The sequence below is a fragment of the Variovorax sp. F042 genome, assembly GCF_057814215.1.
The window spans coordinates 712,754-727,761 of the sequence record NZ_JBVASX010000002.1 but is presented as its reverse complement, the minus strand read 5'-3'; the positions used below and the strand labels follow the sequence as shown (position 1 = coordinate 727,761).

13 protein-coding genes are annotated in these 15,008 nt (G+C 66.5%); 9 read left to right on the top strand and 4 right to left on the bottom strand.

The genetic code is table 11. The features are described from left to right. Positions 1–101 precede the first annotated feature (101 nt). Both ACZYSP_RS11895 and ACZYSP_RS11890 read left to right on the top strand, forming a co-directional pair. Positions 102–1,070, top strand: a complete 969-nt coding sequence (locus ACZYSP_RS11895; protein ID WP_489014269.1) for a zinc-binding alcohol dehydrogenase family protein — start codon at positions 102–104, stop codon at positions 1,068–1,070. Between the two features lie 117 nt (positions 1,071–1,187). Further along, on the top strand, positions 1,188–1,718 hold the full coding sequence (locus ACZYSP_RS11890) for an RBBP9/YdeN family alpha/beta hydrolase (RefSeq protein WP_489014267.1): 531 nt from the start codon (positions 1,188–1,190) through the stop codon (positions 1,716–1,718). A gap of 12 nt (positions 1,719–1,730) precedes the next feature. Here ACZYSP_RS11890 and ACZYSP_RS11885 read toward each other — a convergent pair whose 3' ends face one another. Then, entirely contained in the window at positions 1,731–3,332 is a 1,602-nt protein-coding gene (locus ACZYSP_RS11885; protein ID WP_093048479.1) for a phospholipase D family protein, read from the bottom strand. Positions 3,333–3,514: 182 nt separating this feature from the next. Between ACZYSP_RS11885 and ACZYSP_RS11880 the strand changes: the two genes are divergently transcribed. From ACZYSP_RS11880 to ACZYSP_RS11865, 4 genes are all read left to right on the top strand, one after another. Beyond that, positions 3,515–5,590 carry a TonB-dependent siderophore receptor gene (locus ACZYSP_RS11880; RefSeq protein WP_489014265.1) on the top strand — a complete coding sequence of 692 codons (2,076 nt, stop codon included), beginning with the start codon at positions 3,515–3,517 and terminating at the stop codon, positions 5,588–5,590. A gap of 30 nt (positions 5,591–5,620) precedes the next feature. Then, positions 5,621–6,811 carry a PepSY-associated TM helix domain-containing protein gene (locus ACZYSP_RS11875; RefSeq protein WP_354337436.1) on the top strand — a complete coding sequence of 397 codons (1,191 nt, stop codon included), beginning with the start codon at positions 5,621–5,623 and terminating at the stop codon, positions 6,809–6,811. Beyond that, positions 6,808–7,005 (top strand): hypothetical protein, encoded by a 198-nt coding sequence (locus tag ACZYSP_RS11870; RefSeq protein WP_093048485.1) that lies wholly within the window; start codon positions 6,808–6,810, stop codon positions 7,003–7,005. The genes ACZYSP_RS11875 and ACZYSP_RS11870 overlap by 4 nt, the downstream gene beginning before the upstream one ends. A gap of 63 nt (positions 7,006–7,068) precedes the next feature. Next, positions 7,069–9,207, top strand: coding sequence for a TonB-dependent receptor domain-containing protein (locus ACZYSP_RS11865; RefSeq protein WP_489014262.1), 2,139 nt, complete (start codon positions 7,069–7,071; stop codon positions 9,205–9,207). Positions 9,208–9,228: 21 nt separating this feature from the next. Here ACZYSP_RS11865 and metK read toward each other — a convergent pair whose 3' ends face one another. Continuing rightward, positions 9,229–10,413 (bottom strand): methionine adenosyltransferase, encoded by a 1,185-nt coding sequence (gene metK / locus ACZYSP_RS11860; protein ID WP_093050301.1) that lies wholly within the window; start codon positions 10,411–10,413, stop codon positions 9,229–9,231. 220 nt (positions 10,414–10,633) lie between these two features. Between metK and ACZYSP_RS11855 the strand changes: the two genes are divergently transcribed. Both ACZYSP_RS11855 and ACZYSP_RS11850 read left to right on the top strand, forming a co-directional pair. Next, the gene (locus ACZYSP_RS11855; RefSeq protein WP_093075898.1) at positions 10,634–11,524 is read left to right on the top strand and encodes a lysophospholipid acyltransferase family protein; all 891 of its coding nucleotides are present in this window, start codon (positions 10,634–10,636) and stop codon (positions 11,522–11,524) included. Next, positions 11,521–12,405: an LpxL/LpxP family acyltransferase gene (locus tag ACZYSP_RS11850; RefSeq protein ID WP_093048494.1), complete on the top strand. Its 885-nt coding sequence runs from the start codon at positions 11,521–11,523 to the stop codon at positions 12,403–12,405. The genes ACZYSP_RS11855 and ACZYSP_RS11850 overlap by 4 nt, the downstream gene beginning before the upstream one ends. On the opposite strand, the gene ACZYSP_RS11845 is transcribed toward ACZYSP_RS11850, so the two are convergent. Then, complete coding sequence (locus ACZYSP_RS11845; RefSeq protein ID WP_489014259.1) at positions 12,399–13,313, bottom strand: alpha/beta fold hydrolase; 915 nt, start codon at positions 13,311–13,313, stop codon at positions 12,399–12,401. The two genes, ACZYSP_RS11850 and ACZYSP_RS11845, sit on opposite strands and share 7 nt — an antisense overlap. An 85-nt stretch (positions 13,314–13,398) precedes the next feature. Continuing rightward, a complete protein-coding gene (gene yihA, locus ACZYSP_RS11840) occupies positions 13,399–14,148 on the bottom strand; it encodes a ribosome biogenesis GTP-binding protein YihA/YsxC (RefSeq protein WP_093048504.1) in 750 nt (249 codons plus the stop codon). 72 nt (positions 14,149–14,220) lie between these two features. On the opposite strand from yihA, the gene ACZYSP_RS11835 reads away from it, so the two are divergent. After that, complete coding sequence (locus ACZYSP_RS11835) at positions 14,221–14,901, top strand: c-type cytochrome (protein ID WP_093075895.1); 681 nt, start codon at positions 14,221–14,223, stop codon at positions 14,899–14,901. Positions 14,902–15,008 lie beyond the last annotated feature (107 nt).

Below are 15,008 nucleotides of genomic sequence, written 5' to 3'. Positions count from 1 at the left end.
ATTTCTTGTGGCCGAACGAAACAGCCCGGATGATGCGCCAGGATCATTAATGACTTTTTAAGATGTGCGAGAAGGCCATGAACGAAGTTGCGAGTAGAACCATGCGAGCCATCGTGCTGGACGCACCCGGGCCGCCCGAGGCGCTGCACTATCGCGAGCTGCCCATACCGACGCCGCTCAAGGGGCAGGTTCTCATCAAGGTCCGCGCGTTCGGGCTCAATCGATCAGAGCTTCATACGCGGCTGGGGCTGGCGGAAGGCGTGACCTTTCCCCGGGTGCTCGGCATCGAAGCCTGCGGGCAGGTCGCCGAGTGCCCCGGAGGCGAGTTCGAGGTCGACCAGCAAGTGGTTGCGGTGATGGGGAACATGGGGCGCACCTACGACGGCGGCTATGCCGAATACACCTGCGTGCCGGCAAGCCAGGTGATTCCGTTCAAGAGCACGCTTCCCTGGAGCACGCTCGGCGCCGTCCCCGAGATGCTGCAGACGGCCTATGGCTCGCTGGTCAACGCGCTCGATGCGCAACCTGGCCAATCGATCCTGGTGCGGGGCGGGACTTCGTCGGTTGGCCTGGCGACTGCCATCCTGGCCAGGCAGCGCGGCCTCGTGGTCTTCTCGACGACGCGCAACGCTGCAAAGCGGGATGTGCTCACGGCTGCCGGGGTCGACCACGTGATCGTCGATGACGGCGATGTGGCTTCGCAGGTCCGGAAGATCCTGCCGGGTGGCGTGGATCTCGCACTGGAGTTGGTCGGCACGCCTGCGTTGCCCGACACCTTGCGGGCCGTTCGGCCCAGGGGCGTCGTCTGCTTCACCGGGATGCTGTCGAACGAGTGGCTGGTCAAGGACTTCTATCCGATCGGCTATCTGAAGAACCTTGTGCGGCTTTGCGCGTACTCCGGCGATGCCTCCGACCTGCCTGCCTCGGTGCTTCAGGACTTTCTCGACGGCGTGAGCGCGGGCAAGCTGAGCGTGCCCATCGACCATGTGTACGGCTTCGACGAGATCGTCGAAGCTCACACGAAGATGGAGAGCAACAGTGCGGCCGGCAAGCTGGTGGTGGTCGTGTAGCAGACCGCATTGCCGATGACTTGAAGGTTTTCGGCTGCGCCTTCGAATGCCTTGCTCTTCCGGCTGAGGTGTCGCGCTTCATAGACTGAAGCGCATCGCTCAACGGGAGAACCGCGAATGAAAAATCCAGTCTTTGTCGTGCCTGGGCACGGCAATTCAGGCCCTGCGCATTGGCAGAGCATCTGGCAGTCGACTCGACCGGAATGGCTCCGGTTGCAGGTCGATGACTGGGATCGGGCGGTTTGCGACGACTGGGTCTCGGCGCTGGAGCAGCAGGCTGGCGGGTTGGGCCGCGATCTTGTGGTCGTGGCGCACAGCCTGGGTTGCCTGGCCGTGGTGCATTGGGCGATGCGGTGCACGCCCCGGATTCGAGGCGCATTGCTCGTCGCAGTGCCCGACCCTCAGGCCGCTGCCTATCCGGCGGAAACGTCGCTGGGGTTCGAGCCACTACCGCCCGCCCGGCTGCCGTTTCCGAGCATCGTGGTCGCCAGCAATGACGATCCCTATGGCAGCACGGCTTACGCGAGCGAGCGCGCACGCGCCTGGGGCAGTGAGTTCGTCGAGGTGGGGGCGCTTGGGCACATCAACGCTGCCAGCGGCCTCGGCGACTGGCCCGAGGGCTACCGCCTGCTGCAGCGCTTGCTCTGAACCGGGCGCTGCCTACAGCTGGTCCGTGGGCACGAACCACGAGAACAGCAGCAGCTGCAGCCGTGTCAGCATGCTCGAGTCCGGCTCGCTGTCGAGCACCTCGTTGTCGACGTCGCCGGTGCCGACCCATTGCACGTTCTGGCCATCGGGCTTGAGCGTGACGCGGTAGACGCCCTCGATGTCGTCGAGCTGGTAGGCGAAGAGCAGTGCCTGTGTCAGGTCGAAGCTGCGCACGCGCACGCCGAACTCGGTGTTGAGCCGGGCGGAACGCGGGTCGAGGTTCATCGAGCCGAGCAGCACCCACTGCCGGTCGACCAGTGCCAGCTTGGCGTGCAGGCGGCCGCGCGCCTTCTTGAGCAGGTCGCGGAACTGGCCGCTGCGCCGCAGCTGCTGGGTGCTGACCTCGTACAGGTTCACGCCCAGCTTGAGCATGTCGACGCGGTAGCGGTTGTAGTTGATGTTGACCAGTGGCTCGTCGCTGTCGGCCAGCGAGTTGGTGATGACGGTGATGTTCACGCCGTGGTCGCGGCCCATGCGGATGCGTTCCATGCCCTCGTCGCCGGGAATGAAGTAGGGCGAGATCACCACCACGTTCGACTGGGCCGTGGCCAGCATTTCGTGGAAGCGCTGCGCCAGCGATTCCGTGGGATGCGCCATGACGCCCAGTGCCTTGTTGGGGCTGTCGGCGGAGGCATGGGCCTCGGCGCGCATCCACTTGGCCTCGTCGATGTTGGCGAGCTGGGCGGCCAGTGGCGGGTCGCCGAGCAGGTCGGTGGCGGCCAGCGGGTCGGGCGGCGGTGCATGGGCGGGAGAGGTCGCCTCTTCGAAGTCCGCTTTGAGTTGCTGCGGCGTGCGGCTGGTGCTGGCCACCCGCTGCAGGGGGTAGACCACGTCGCTGTTCCAGTAGGTGTCGAAGATGGCGGCGGACTCGGGGACCACCGGGCCGGCCAGCAGCACCTCGAAATCGATGAAGTTCGCGCTCTCGCTGCGCAGGAAGTATTCGTCGGCCAGGTTGCGGCCGCCCGCGATGGCCATGGCGCCGTCGGCCACGAACAGCTTGTTGTGCATGCGGTGGTTGAGCCGCCTGAAGTCGGAGAAGAACTCCAGCCAGCGCCCCGACGAATGGTCGCGCGCGTTCACGAAGGGGTTGAACAGCCGGATCTCGGCATTGGGCTCGGCGGCCAGGCCGAGCAGCAGGCGGTCCATGCCGGCTGTGTAGAAGTCGTCGAGCAGCAGCCGCACGCGCACGCCGCGCCGGGCCGCATTGCGCATTTCGCGCAGCAGCAGGCGGCCGGTCTTGTCGTTGCCGAGCTGGTAGGTCTGGATGTCGAGCGATGACTTGGCGCGCCGCATCAGCTCAAGCCGTGCATCGAGCGCGAAGGAGGCTTCGATCAGCGGCCGCATGCTGGTCAGGCCGTCGGGCGGGGAATTGAGGCTGACGGCCGCGCGGCCGAGCTCGGTGGCGGGCGAGGCCGCAATGGCCAGCGTCGGCGGTTCGGGCGTGCGCGGCGGGAGGCCGGCGCAGCCGGTCAGCGCAATGGCAGTCGCAAGGACCATCAGCCGCAAAGCCGGACCGCGCAGCGCGGGAAACAGAAAGGCAATGAGCTTGAGCATGAGGGCTGCCAACGCACGGGAAGCGTGCGGGCGGCATGGTAGCCGGTTCACCCCTAACCCGAAGACGCAATTTCGCAACGCAACGCCCTTCACTCAGGGCGGTGATTGGAGGAAGCGGAAATTTGTCACGACTAAAATGCGAATCGTTCGTATTAATCAAAATTTCGAGGAGTGGAGCAGGAATGAAGAGGTTGGTGCTGATGGGGTGCCTGGCGATTTCCACACAGCACCAGGTGCTGGCCCAGACGACGAATGCGGGCTCGCTGCCCGAAGTGCGGGTCGACGCGAATGCCGAAGCCGAGACGGCGACCACGCCGGTGATCGGCTACCGTGCGAAAAATGCGGTCACCGCCACCAAGACCGACACGCCGCTGTCGGAAACGCCCCAGTCCGTGACCGTGATCACGCGCGACCAGATGGTCGACCAGGGCGCGATCAACGTGCAGGACGCGCTCAACTACGCGGCCGGCGTGCGCTCCGACGCCTACGGCCTCGATTCGCGAACCGATTCCGTGCGGGTGCGAGGCGCTTACCCCGACGTCTACCTCGACGGCCTGCGCCAGGCCTACGGCTACTACACCAGCACCACCCGCACCGAGCCCTACACGCTGGAGCGGCTCGAAGTGCTGCGCGGCCCCTCGGGCATGCTGTTCGGTGCCGGCACTGCCGCCGGCGTGGTCAACATGGTCAGCAAGCGGCCGCTGCAGGAGGCCCAGCGCGAAGTGGGCGTGCAGTTCGGCAGCTTCGGCCGCAAGCAGATCCAGGCCGACCTCACCGGCCCGCTGAACGCTGACGGCTCCCTGTCGTACCGCCTGATCGCGCTGCAGCGCAAGTCCGATACGCAGGTCGACTACGTGCCCGACGACCGCAGCGTGATCGCGCCTTCGCTGACCTGGCGGCCCAACGCCATGACCTCGCTGACGCTGCAAGGCCTCTGGCAGAAGGACAAGAGCGGCAGCAGCTCGCAGTTCCTGCCCTGGGAGGGCACCTTGCTGCCGAACCCGAACGGACGTCTTCCAGGCAGCCGCTTCATCGGCGAACCGGGCGACTACTACGACAGCGAGCGCAAGACCTTCGGCTGGCAGTTCGAGCACAAGTTCAACGACAGCTGGACGCTGCGCCAGAACTTCCGCTACGCGCGCAACGAAAACGACAACCGCTACCACTACGGCGGCGCGTTCGCGGGGGCTGAAAGCTGGGATGCCACCGACCCGATCTTCAAGCGCGTGCTGGGCCGCTACTACGACAGCTCGCTCACGCGCAACCGCACGCAGACGCTCGACAACCACGTCGAGGGCCACTTCCAGACCGGCGCCCTGAAGCACACGCTGCTCGTGGGTGCGGACTTCGCACGCCAGCGCGAGAACGTCTGGGTCGGAACGACTTTCGACACCATCGACGTCTATGCGCCGGTCTACGGCCATCTCGACGAGCCCGTGCGCGACGCGCGGCCACGCACCCGCCAGCGCCAGACGGGCGTCTATCTGCAGGACCAGATCAAGCTCGACAACTGGATCCTGGTGGCGGGCCTGCGGCACGACAGGGCCGTGTCCAGCGCCGCCGGCAGCAACGACGAGAAGAGCAGCGCCACCACCAAGCGCCTCGGCCTGATGTACGCCTCGCCCTCTGGCTGGTCTCCGTACCTGAGCTACAGCGAGTCGTTCACGCCGCAGGCTGCGCGCGAAGGCCGCATCTTCAGTCCGCTGCGCGGCGAGCAATGGGAGGTGGGCGTGAAATACGAGCCCAAGGACCGCGCCCTGGCCTTCAGCGCCGCGGTGTACGACCTGCGCGAGAAGAACCAGATCAGCGAGCCGCAGCTCAAGGTGTTCACGCAGCTCGGCGAAACCAAGACCCGCGGCGTGGAGCTGGAGGCCAAGGGATCGATCGGCCCGAACCTCGACCTCATTGCCCACTACAACTACACCGACGCCGACGCGCTGATCGAGGGCCTGCCCAAGCACCAGGCTAGCGTCTGGGCCAAGTACAAGTTCTCGGTCGGCGGCGTGAGCGGCTTCTCGGCCGGCGCCGGGCTGCGCATGATGAGTTCGTTCCGCGACATGCAGTCGGGCGTGGGTCCGCGCATCCCGGGCGTTGCGCTGGCCGACCTCGTGTTCGCCTACGAAACCGCCGCCTGGCGCTATGCGCTCAACATCAACAACGTGACGGACAAGGTCTACTTCAGCACCTGCCTGTCGCGTGGTGACTGCTGGTACGGCTCGCGCCGCAACATCGTCGCCAGCGCCACCTACCGTTTCTAGAATCCCTTTCTCCATCAGAGCCACCACGACATGAACAGCCGAAAGATCAAGACCTGGGCCTGGGTGCACAAGTGGAGCAGCCTCGTGTGCACGGTGTTCATGCTGCTGCTGTGCATCACGGGGCTGCCGCTGATCTTCCACCACGAGATCGGCCACCTGCTCGGCACCGAGGTCGAGGCGCCGAAGATGCCGGCGGGCACGCCGCACATCAGCCTCGATCGCGTGCTCGACATCGCGAAGGCGAAGCACCCCGACCGCGTGGTGCAGTTCGCCTCGCAGCCCGAGGACGACGACGGCCTGTGGTTCGTCACGCTCACGCCCACGCCGGAAGCCACGGACGACTTCAAGTCGGTCGCGATCGATGCGCGCACGGGCGAGGTGCTCGCACAGCCCAAGTTCGACGAAGGCTTCATGTACGTGATGTTCAAGCTGCACGTCGACCTCTTTGCCGGGCTGCCGGGCAAGCTGTTCCTTGGCTTCATGGGCCTGCTGCTGCTGGTGGCCGTCGTCTCGGGCGTGGTGCTGTATTCGCCCTTCATGCGCAAGCTCGACTTCGGCACGGTGCGGCGCGAGAAGCGGCCACGCCTGAAGTGGCTCGACCTGCACAACCTGCTGGGCATCGTCACGCTGGTGTGGGTGTTCGTGGTGGGCGCCACCGGCATGATCAACACGTGGGCCGACCTGCTCATCAAGTACTGGCAATACGACCAGCTCAGCGCACTTCTCACTCCTTACAAGAACGAGCCCATCGTGGCGGTGAACGAACGCGGCTCGGTGCAGCGCTCGATGGACGCCGCGATGCAGAAGGCGCCCGGCACGAAGCTGTCGTTCATCGCGTTCCCGGGCACGTCGTTCTCGAGCCCGCATCACACCACCTTCTTCCTGCGCGGCAACGAGCCCTTCACTTCGAAGCTCTTCCAGCCGGTGCTGGTCGACGCCAAAACGGCGCAGGTGACCGCGTCGCCGAAGCTGCCTTGGTATCTCTGGGCGCTGCTGGTGTCGCAGCCGCTGCACTTCGGCGACTACGGCGGCATGCCGATGCAGATCATCTGGGCGCTGCTCGACATAGCGACCATCATCGTGCTGGGCAGCGGGCTGTATCTCTGGCTCAAGCGGGGCAACCCCGTGCCTGCATCCAGCAAGAAGACGGCTGCGCATGAGCAGCATGCGCCTGCCACCCCGCAGGGCGAGCCGGCTCCGGCGATGAAGGTTCAGGCATGAAGCCGCATCAACACCATCAAAGCTTCTGGCGCATGTGGGGCTGGCCGATCGTGCTCGGCCTGCTGACCACCTTCGGGCTGATCTCGGCACTCTTCAGCGATGGCGGGCTGGGCGACATCCTGGCCTGGATCGCACTGGGCATTCCGTGCGTGGTGGGCGCCTGGTATGGCTGGCGCAAGGCGCCGGAGCGCTAGTTTTCCCTGAGAGTCGCGCCACCGCGACACGCGTAGCTGGTGCGCCGAAGCAGAATCGGCGCGATGAAACCTGCGCCCGTTGCCGCCGCCTGCCTTCTCTTGCTGGGTGTTCCGCTGGCCGCGCAGGCCCAGCAGGAGCCATCGGCCGATCCTGACACCAGCGGCGCGCGTCTGCGCGAGATCACCGTCTCCACGCCACGCGGCGAAGTCGCGCCTTTCAACGTGCCAGGCTCGGTAGACCGTGTCGATGGCGACGAGATGCGCGACAGCCGCCTGCAGGTCAATCTTTCGGAAAGCCTCGGAGCGGTGCCGGGGCTGCAGGTGCAGAACCGGCTGAACTACGCGCAGGACCTGCAGCTGTCGATCCGTGGCTTCGGCGCGCGCTCGACCTTCGGCGTGCGTGGCGTGCGGCTGTATGTCGATGGCATTCCCGCGACCTTGCCCGATGGCCAGGGGCAGACTTCGAACATCGACATCGGCTCGCTGGACCGGGTCGAGGTTCTGCGCGGGCCGTTCTCGGCGCTCTACGGCAATTCGTCGGGTGGCGTGGTGCAGGCATTCACCGCTTCGGGCGAGGGCTCGCCGCGGTTGGCGTACTCGCTCGCGGGTGGCAGCTTCGGCACCTGGCGACAGTCGCTGCAACTCAGTGGATCGCAGGGGGCGGTGGACTATCTGCTCGACGCGAGTCGCTTCCACACCGACGGCTGGCGCGAGCACAGCGCGGCGCGGCGCGACATCGCCAACGGCAAGCTCGGCATCGCGCTGGACAACGGCGACAAGCTGACGCTGATCTTCAACAGCGTGCGCATCGACGCGCAGGATCCGCTGGGCCTCACGGCCGACCAGTACGCCCTGGCACCGCGCAACGCCCCGCTGGCCACGCAGTACGACACCCGCAAGACGGTGGAGCAGACGCAGGCCGGTCTGCTCTACGAGCACCGCATCAACGCGCAGCAGGGGCTGCGCCTCATGGTCTACGGCGGCGAGCGCAAGACCACGCAGTTCCAGTCGATCCCGCCATCTGCGCAGCAGAGCCCGCTGCACGCGGGCGGCGTGATCGACCTGTCGCGGCAGTACGGCGGCGTTGACTTGCGCTGGAACGCCGCGCTTACGCTGGCCGACCGGCCCTTCGACGTGGCGGCGGGCCTGGCCTACGACAGCCTGCGCGAAAAGCGGCGCGGCTACGAGAACTACCTCGGGCCGGTTTCAGCGCCGGTGCTCGGCGTGCAGGGGCGGCTCAGGCGCAACGAGCTCAACGAAGCCTGGAACCTCGATCCTTACGCGCAAGCTACCTGGCGCTTTACCGACCGCTGGACGCTAGAAGCCGGCGTGCGCCGCAGCAGCGTGCATTTCAGCTCGCAGGACCGCTACATCGTGGGCGCGAACCGCGACGACAGTGGCAGCGCGCGCTACAGCAAGACCTTGCCCGTGGCCTCGCTGCGCTACCAGGCGACGCAGGACCTCGCGCTGTACGGCTCCATCGGTCGCGGCTTCGAGACGCCGACGCTGAACGAGCTTTCTTATCGGGCGAACGGCGCGAGCGGGCTCAACTTCGCGCTGCGGCCGTCGGTGAACGACAGCATCGAGGTCGGGGCCAAGGCGCGGCTTGCGGGCGGCCTGCTGACGGCGGCGCTGTTCCAGACCCGCACGCGCGACGAGATCGTCACGGACACCAACGTCGGCGGCCGCGCCACTTTCCAGAACGCGGGCCGCACCAGGCGCAACGGCTTCGAGCTGGGCTGGCAGCACGAGACCGCGAATCACTGGCGCACGCAGCTGGCCTACACGTGGCTGGACGCGACGTATCGCGATGCCTTCTGTTCACCGTCTCCGTGCGCGGCTGCAAACACCGTAGCGGCGGGCAATCGCATTCCGGGCATTGCGCGGCAATCGTTGTTCGCATCGCTGGGCTGGGTGCCGCCCGAGGGCTGGCGCGCCGGTGTCGAGATGCGTGCGCTGGGCCGAATGCAGGCCAATGACGTCAACACCGCGAGCGCGCCGGGCTATGCCGTCGCGGCGGTGTATGCGGGCTATCTGAAGAAATGGGAGCGTTGGGAGTTCAACGCTTTCGCGCGTGTCGACAACCTGTTCGACCGGCGCTACGTGGGCTCGGTCATCGTCAACGAGGGCAATGCGCGCTATTACGAGCCTGCGCCGGGCCGCAACTGGACGGTGGGTTTGAGCGGCGCTTACCGCTTCTGACCCACCGCCGTTTCTTGCTTCTTACTTGAGGCCGGCAGCTGCGCGCAGTGCGGGCGCCTGCGTCGTCGCTTCCCAGGTGAACTCGGGCTCTTCACGGCCGAAGTGGCCGTAGGCGGCGGTCTTCTGGTAGATCGGGCGCAGCAGGTCGAGCATCTGGATGATGCCCTTCGGACGCAGGTCGAAGTGCTCGCGCACGAGTTCGGCGATCTTGTCGTCGGGGATCACGCCGGTGCCTTCGGTGTAGACCGTGATGTTCATCGGCTGGGCCACGCCGATGGCGTACGCCACCTGGATCTGGCACTGGCGCGCCAGGCCGGCGGCCACGATGTTCTTGGCCACGTAGCGCGCGGCATAGGCAGCCGAGCGGTCGACCTTCGACGGGTCCTTGCCGGAGAACGCACCGCCGCCGTGCGGGCAGGCGCCGCCGTAGGTGTCGACGATGATCTTGCGGCCGGTGAGGCCGCAGTCGCCCTGCGGGCCGCCGATGACGAAGCGGCCGGTCGGGTTGATCAGGTAGCGCGTGTCCTTGAGCCACTCCTTGGGCAGCACCGGCTTGATGATCTCCTCGATGATGGCTTCGTTGAACGAGGCCTTCATCTTGGTCGAGGTTTCGCTCTGGTCGGGGCTGTGCTGGGTGGAGAGCACCACGGTGTCGATGCTGTGCGGCTTGCCGTCCACGTAGCGCATCGTGACCTGGCTCTTGGCGTCGGGGCGCAGGAAGGGCAGGCGGCCGTCCTTGCGCAGCTGGGCCTGGCGCTCGACGAGGCGGTGCGCGTAGTAGATGGGCGCGGGCATCAGCTCGGGCGTTTCGTCGCAGGCGTAGCCGAACATCAGGCCCTGGTCGCCGGCGCCGGTGTTCAGGTGGTCGTCGCTGGCATGGTCCACGCCCTGGGCGATGTCGTTGGACTGCTTGTCGTAGCAGACCATCACGGCGCAACCCTTGTAGTCGATGCCGTACTCGGTGTTGTCGTAGCCGATGCGCTTGATGGTGTCGCGCGCCACCTGGATGTAGTCGACGTGCGCGTTGGTCGTGATTTCGCCAGCTAGCACGACCAGGCCGGTGTTGGTCAGCGTCTCGGCGGCCACGCGGCTGCGGGGGTCCTGCTCGAAGATCGCGTCCAGGATGGCATCCGAGATCTGGTCGGCTACCTTGTCGGGGTGGCCTTCGGAAACCGATTCGGAAGTGAAGAGGAAATCGTTCGCCATTTGTTCAAACTCCTTGAAGTGGTTGGCGCGTTGCCAACTCTGCGGAGCCATGGCGAACGCTTTAGCAGATGCCGATGAATCGGCGGGGGCACAATCGCTTCGCGCTTGTGTTTGTCGCCCTGCAAGTTGTTCCGTAACTCGGCGACAATTTGCATTCTATTCGAGCCGCGCAATACCATGCGCGCGCGTCCGTTTTTTGACCCCCTCCCTCCCGTTTTCAATGATCACCCTGTTCCGCCTGCTTGCCCGCGTGCCGATGCCGTTGATGCATCGACTCGGCGCCATGCTGGGCTGGCTGGTCTGGTGGAGCGCGCCGGACTACCGCCGCCGCTTCAAGGCCAACGCCGAGAGCGCGGGCTTCGCCCCCGACCAGTACCGTCCCGCCATTGCCGCCGCCGGCAAGATGGCTTCCGAGCTGCCCTGGCTCTGGCTGCGCCCTCAGGGCCAGACCGTGCTGCACCGTGTGGTGCGCTGGGAGGGCGTCGAGGCCTTCGAGGCGGCCATGCAGGCCAAAAAGGGCGTGATCCTGGTGGCGCCGCATCTCGGCAGCTGGGAGATGTGCGGCCAGGCCATCGGCGAGCGCTTTCTCGCGGCCTACGGGCCGATCACGGCGCTGTTTCGCCCCGCGCGCAAGAAATGGATGGCCGACCTGATCGCCGCCGGCTCGCGCGACCGGCCCGGCCTGCAGACACTGCCCACCAACAACAGCGGCGTGCGCGGCCTGATCCGCACGCTGCGCGGCGGTGGCTACACCGGCATCCTGCCCGACCAGGTGCCGCCGTTGGGGCAGGGCGTATGGGCGCCGTTCCTGGGGCGCCCGGCCTACACCATGACCTTGCTTCCCCGCCTCGCGCAACAGACCGGCGCGGCCTGCTTCCTGAGCGTGTGCGAGCGCCTGCCGAACGGCGCGGGCTACGTGATCCGCTTCGAACCCATCGTCGGCACGGCGCTGACTGATCCGTCGGCCTCCATCGAGGACGCGTCGGCCGCCATGAACGACGCCATCGGCCGGCTGATCCACAGCCTGCCGGGCCAGTACGTGTGGGACTACGCCCGTTACAAGGAGCCGCGCGCCGAGCGCGTGGCCGCTGCAGCCGGGGAGGCCGCATGAGCCTCGGTTCCCGACTCGGCATCGGCTTCATGCGCGTGATCGCGCCGCTGCCGTTGCCGCTCGTACGCGGCTTTGGCGCATTCCTCGGCCGCATCCTCCACACCGTCGCCGTGCCGCGGCGGCGCGTGGTCGATACCAATCTGGCGGTCTGCTTCCCCGAGAAATCGGAGGCCGAGCGCCGCGCTATCGCGCGCGAGACATTCGTCTACGTGGCGCAGTCATGGCTGGACCGCAGCTGGCTATGGCATGCGCCCGAGAAGGTGGTGGCGAGCCGGCTCAAGGTGGTCGGGGCCGCTTCGGAGATCCGCGAGATCGCCGACGGCGACGAGCCGATGATCCTGTTCGCGCCGCACTTCTATGGCCTCGACGCCGCGGCCACCGCGCTGACCATGCACACGGCGCGCCCCTCGGCCACCATCTACACGACCCAGCGCGACCCGATGGTCGACGCCTGGATCCGCGAAGGCCGCACCCGCTTCGGCGACGTGGCGGCACTCAACCGGGTGGACGGCATCAAGCCGGTGCTGCAGGGCCTGCGCAAGGGCGGCCTGCTGTACCTGCTGCCCGACATGGACTTCGGGCGCGACCAGACCATCTTCGTGCCGTTCTACGGCGTGCAGGCGGCCACGGTGCCCTCGCTGTCGCGATTCGCGCGGCTGGGCAAGGCCAAGGTGGTGCCGGTGGTATCGAAGCTCACGCCCGGGGGCTACGAGATCGAGATCCTGCCGACCTGGCAGAACTTTCCGACCGACGACGTCGAGGCCGACACCACGCTCATGAACACGCGGCTGCAGGGCTACATCGACACGATGCCTGCCCAGTACTACTGGGTGCATCGGCGGTTCAAGACCCGCCCAGAGGGCGAGGCTCCTATTTACTGAGCGCGCTGCAGGAAGCCTTCGATCTCGCGGGCGACCAGCTGTGGTTGCTCGTGCACGATCCAGTGGGTCGCGTTCGGCACCTTTTTCACTTCGAGCTTCGGCACATAGTCTTCCAGCCCTTCGAGCAGCCCGGGCAGCAGCGCCGCGTCGTCGAGCGCCCAGAACACGAAGGTCGGCACGTCCACCGTGAGCCGTTCGCGCGGCAGCACGGGGATGCTGTCGATGGTCTGGCCCGGCAGCGGCGGCTTCATCGGCGTCACGCGGTAGAGATTGCAGGCGCCCGTGAGGCCCGCGCCCCAGACCTCGCGGTACTTCTGCTTCACTTCTTCGGTGAGCCAGCCGAAGCCGTCCGGGCCGGCCTTCATCAGCAGGAAGAAGGGCCACATGCGCTTGAAGTCGTCGGCCGCGAGCAGCCCCTCGGCGTCGGGGCGCGCGAGGAAGTTCATGTAGGCGCTCGCTTGCTGCTGCTCCGGGCTGTTGCGCAGTTCGCGGGTGAAGGTGCCCGGGTGCGGCGAATTGATGATGACCAGCTTGCCGACCTGCTGCGGGAAAGCGTTGGCGTAGCCCCAGGCGAAGGCGCCGCCCCAGTCGTGGGCCACCAGCGCGGCCATGGTGCTGTCGGCGCTTTCGGTCGCGACGAGCTGCTGGATGTCCTGGATCAGCAGATGGGCCTTGTAGGCCGCTACTTCCGTCGGCGCGCTCGACTTTTCGAAACCGCGCAGGTTGGGCGCCACGCAGCGGTAGCCGCCGTGGGCGGGGTCCGCGAAGTAGTCGAGCAGTTCGTCCCAGATGAACGCGGCCTCCGGGAAGCCGTGAAGGAACACCATCAGCGGCTGGCCCGGCTTGCCGACGGCGCGGCAGCTCAGGGTGGTGCCGTTGGGCAGGCTGCGTTGGAAGGTCTCGATCATGCTTCTTGTCTCCTTGGGTTGACTGTCGCTATTGTTTTGATAGTGAACTGCGCAGATGGGACGGTCGGTACAGCCTGTTTTGTGATCAGGCCTCTTCTGGCTCCGCCGGTGGCTCCGATGGCGTTGCCGGTGCGGCAGCCCCATCCGGATGCACCCAGCGCCACAGCAGCTCGGCTGCTTCGCCAACGCCCTGCTTCTTCAAAGCCGAGAACAGTTTCACCTCGCCGCCGCCGGCGTTCAGTCGCGTAATGGACAGCACCTTGGCGGCTTCGCTGCGCGTGAGCTTGTCGGACTTGGTCAGCAGCACGAGGAACTTGAGGCCCTGTTCCACGCGCGGGCGGATCACGTCGAGCAGGATCTCGTCGAGCTCGGTCAGGCCATGGCGCGGGTCGCACATCAGCACCACGCCGCGCAGGCTTTCGCGCGTCATCAGGTAGTTGCCCATCACGCGCTGCCAGCGCAGCTTGGCTTCGCGCGGAACGGCCGCATAGCCGTAGCCGGGCAGGTCGGCCAGCACCGCGTCGTCTACCTTCTGCTTGCCGATGCCGAACAGGTTGATGTGCTGGGTGCGGCCCGGCGTCTTGGAGGCGAAGGCCAGGCGCGTCTGCTGCGTGAGGGTGTTGATGGCGGTCGACTTGCCTGCGTTGGAGCGGCCGACGAAGGCGATCTCGGGCAGGTCGACGGGGGGCAGATGCTCCAGCTGGGGGGCGCTGGTGAGGAAGTGGGCGGTGTGCAGCCAGCCGAGCGCAACGCGCTCGCGTTCAGCGACCTGGGGGTCCGCGGCGGGGGCCGCGCGGGGAGGATAGGCAGCGGGCTTGGCGCGCGGGGAGGGCATCTACGGACTTTCGAAACAAGACCCACATTGTAGAATCGTGAGGTTTTGCGCCATAAATTCGAAGCCCCCGATATGAAGTTGTTTGCCAATATTCTGCTTGCAGCCCTCGTGGGCATCGCATCCAGCGCGAGTTTTGCAGCCGATGAACACGCGGCTGCTCCGGCCGCGGCGCCTGCAAAACCGGCCAAGCCGGACCCCGCCAAGGGGGACACGCTGTTCAATGCGAGCACTCCAACAGTGCAGAGCTGCGCCTCGTGCCACAACGCCGACGGCAACTCGACCATCGCGGCCAACCCCAAGCTGGCGCAACAGCATCCCGAATACATCCTCAAGCAGCTGGAAGACTTCAAGTCCGGCAAGCGCAAGAACAGCGTCATGAGTCCCATGGCCGCGAACCTCAGCGACCAGGACATGCGCGACATCGCCTGGTTCGTGGCCTCGAAGAAGGTCAAGACCGGCTTCTCGAAGAGCAAGGACACCGTGGCCTTGGGCGAGAAGATCTACCGCGGTGGTATCGGTGAGCGCTCCATCCCCGCCTGCGCCGGCTGCCACAGCCCCAACGGCGCCGGCTTGCCCGCTCAATACCCGCGCCTGGGCGGCCAGAACGCCGACTACACCGTGGCCCAGCTCAAGGCCTTCCGTGGTGACGGTACCCCCGTGCGTACCAACAGCGGCCCCATGACCGGCGTCGCTGCCAAGCTCAACGACCGCGAAATTGCCGCCGTGGCGGACTACATCGCCGGCTTGCGCTGATGACGATGCGCTCCAGAGCGTGAACTAACCGCCGACAACAACCCCAAACAAAGGGCGGGCCGATCCAGCAGGATGGCCCGCCTTTTTGCTTTCTTCCCTTCTTCCCT

Coding starts and splice junctions, on each gene's coding strand:
- ACZYSP_RS11895 (WP_489014269.1), top strand. CDS start 102: ATGCGAGCCATCGTGCTGGACGCACCCGGGCCGCCCGAGGCGCTGCAC.
- ACZYSP_RS11890 (WP_489014267.1), top strand. CDS start 1,188: ATGAAAAATCCAGTCTTTGTCGTGCCTGGGCACGGCAATTCAGGCCCT.
- ACZYSP_RS11885 (WP_093048479.1), bottom strand. CDS start 3,332: ATGCTCAAGCTCATTGCCTTTCTGTTTCCCGCGCTGCGCGGTCCGGCT.
- ACZYSP_RS11880 (WP_489014265.1), top strand. CDS start 3,515: ATGAAGAGGTTGGTGCTGATGGGGTGCCTGGCGATTTCCACACAGCAC.
- ACZYSP_RS11875 (WP_354337436.1), top strand. CDS start 5,621: ATGAACAGCCGAAAGATCAAGACCTGGGCCTGGGTGCACAAGTGGAGC.
- ACZYSP_RS11870 (WP_093048485.1), top strand. CDS start 6,808: ATGAAGCCGCATCAACACCATCAAAGCTTCTGGCGCATGTGGGGCTGG.
- ACZYSP_RS11865 (WP_489014262.1), top strand. CDS start 7,069: ATGAAACCTGCGCCCGTTGCCGCCGCCTGCCTTCTCTTGCTGGGTGTT.
- metK (WP_093050301.1), bottom strand. CDS start 10,413: ATGGCGAACGATTTCCTCTTCACTTCCGAATCGGTTTCCGAAGGCCAC.
- ACZYSP_RS11855 (WP_093075898.1), top strand. CDS start 10,634: ATGATCACCCTGTTCCGCCTGCTTGCCCGCGTGCCGATGCCGTTGATG.
- ACZYSP_RS11850 (WP_093048494.1), top strand. CDS start 11,521: ATGAGCCTCGGTTCCCGACTCGGCATCGGCTTCATGCGCGTGATCGCG.
- ACZYSP_RS11845 (WP_489014259.1), bottom strand. CDS start 13,313: ATGATCGAGACCTTCCAACGCAGCCTGCCCAACGGCACCACCCTGAGC.
- yihA (WP_093048504.1), bottom strand. CDS start 14,148: ATGCCCTCCCCGCGCGCCAAGCCCGCTGCCTATCCTCCCCGCGCGGCC.
- ACZYSP_RS11835 (WP_093075895.1), top strand. CDS start 14,221: ATGAAGTTGTTTGCCAATATTCTGCTTGCAGCCCTCGTGGGCATCGCA.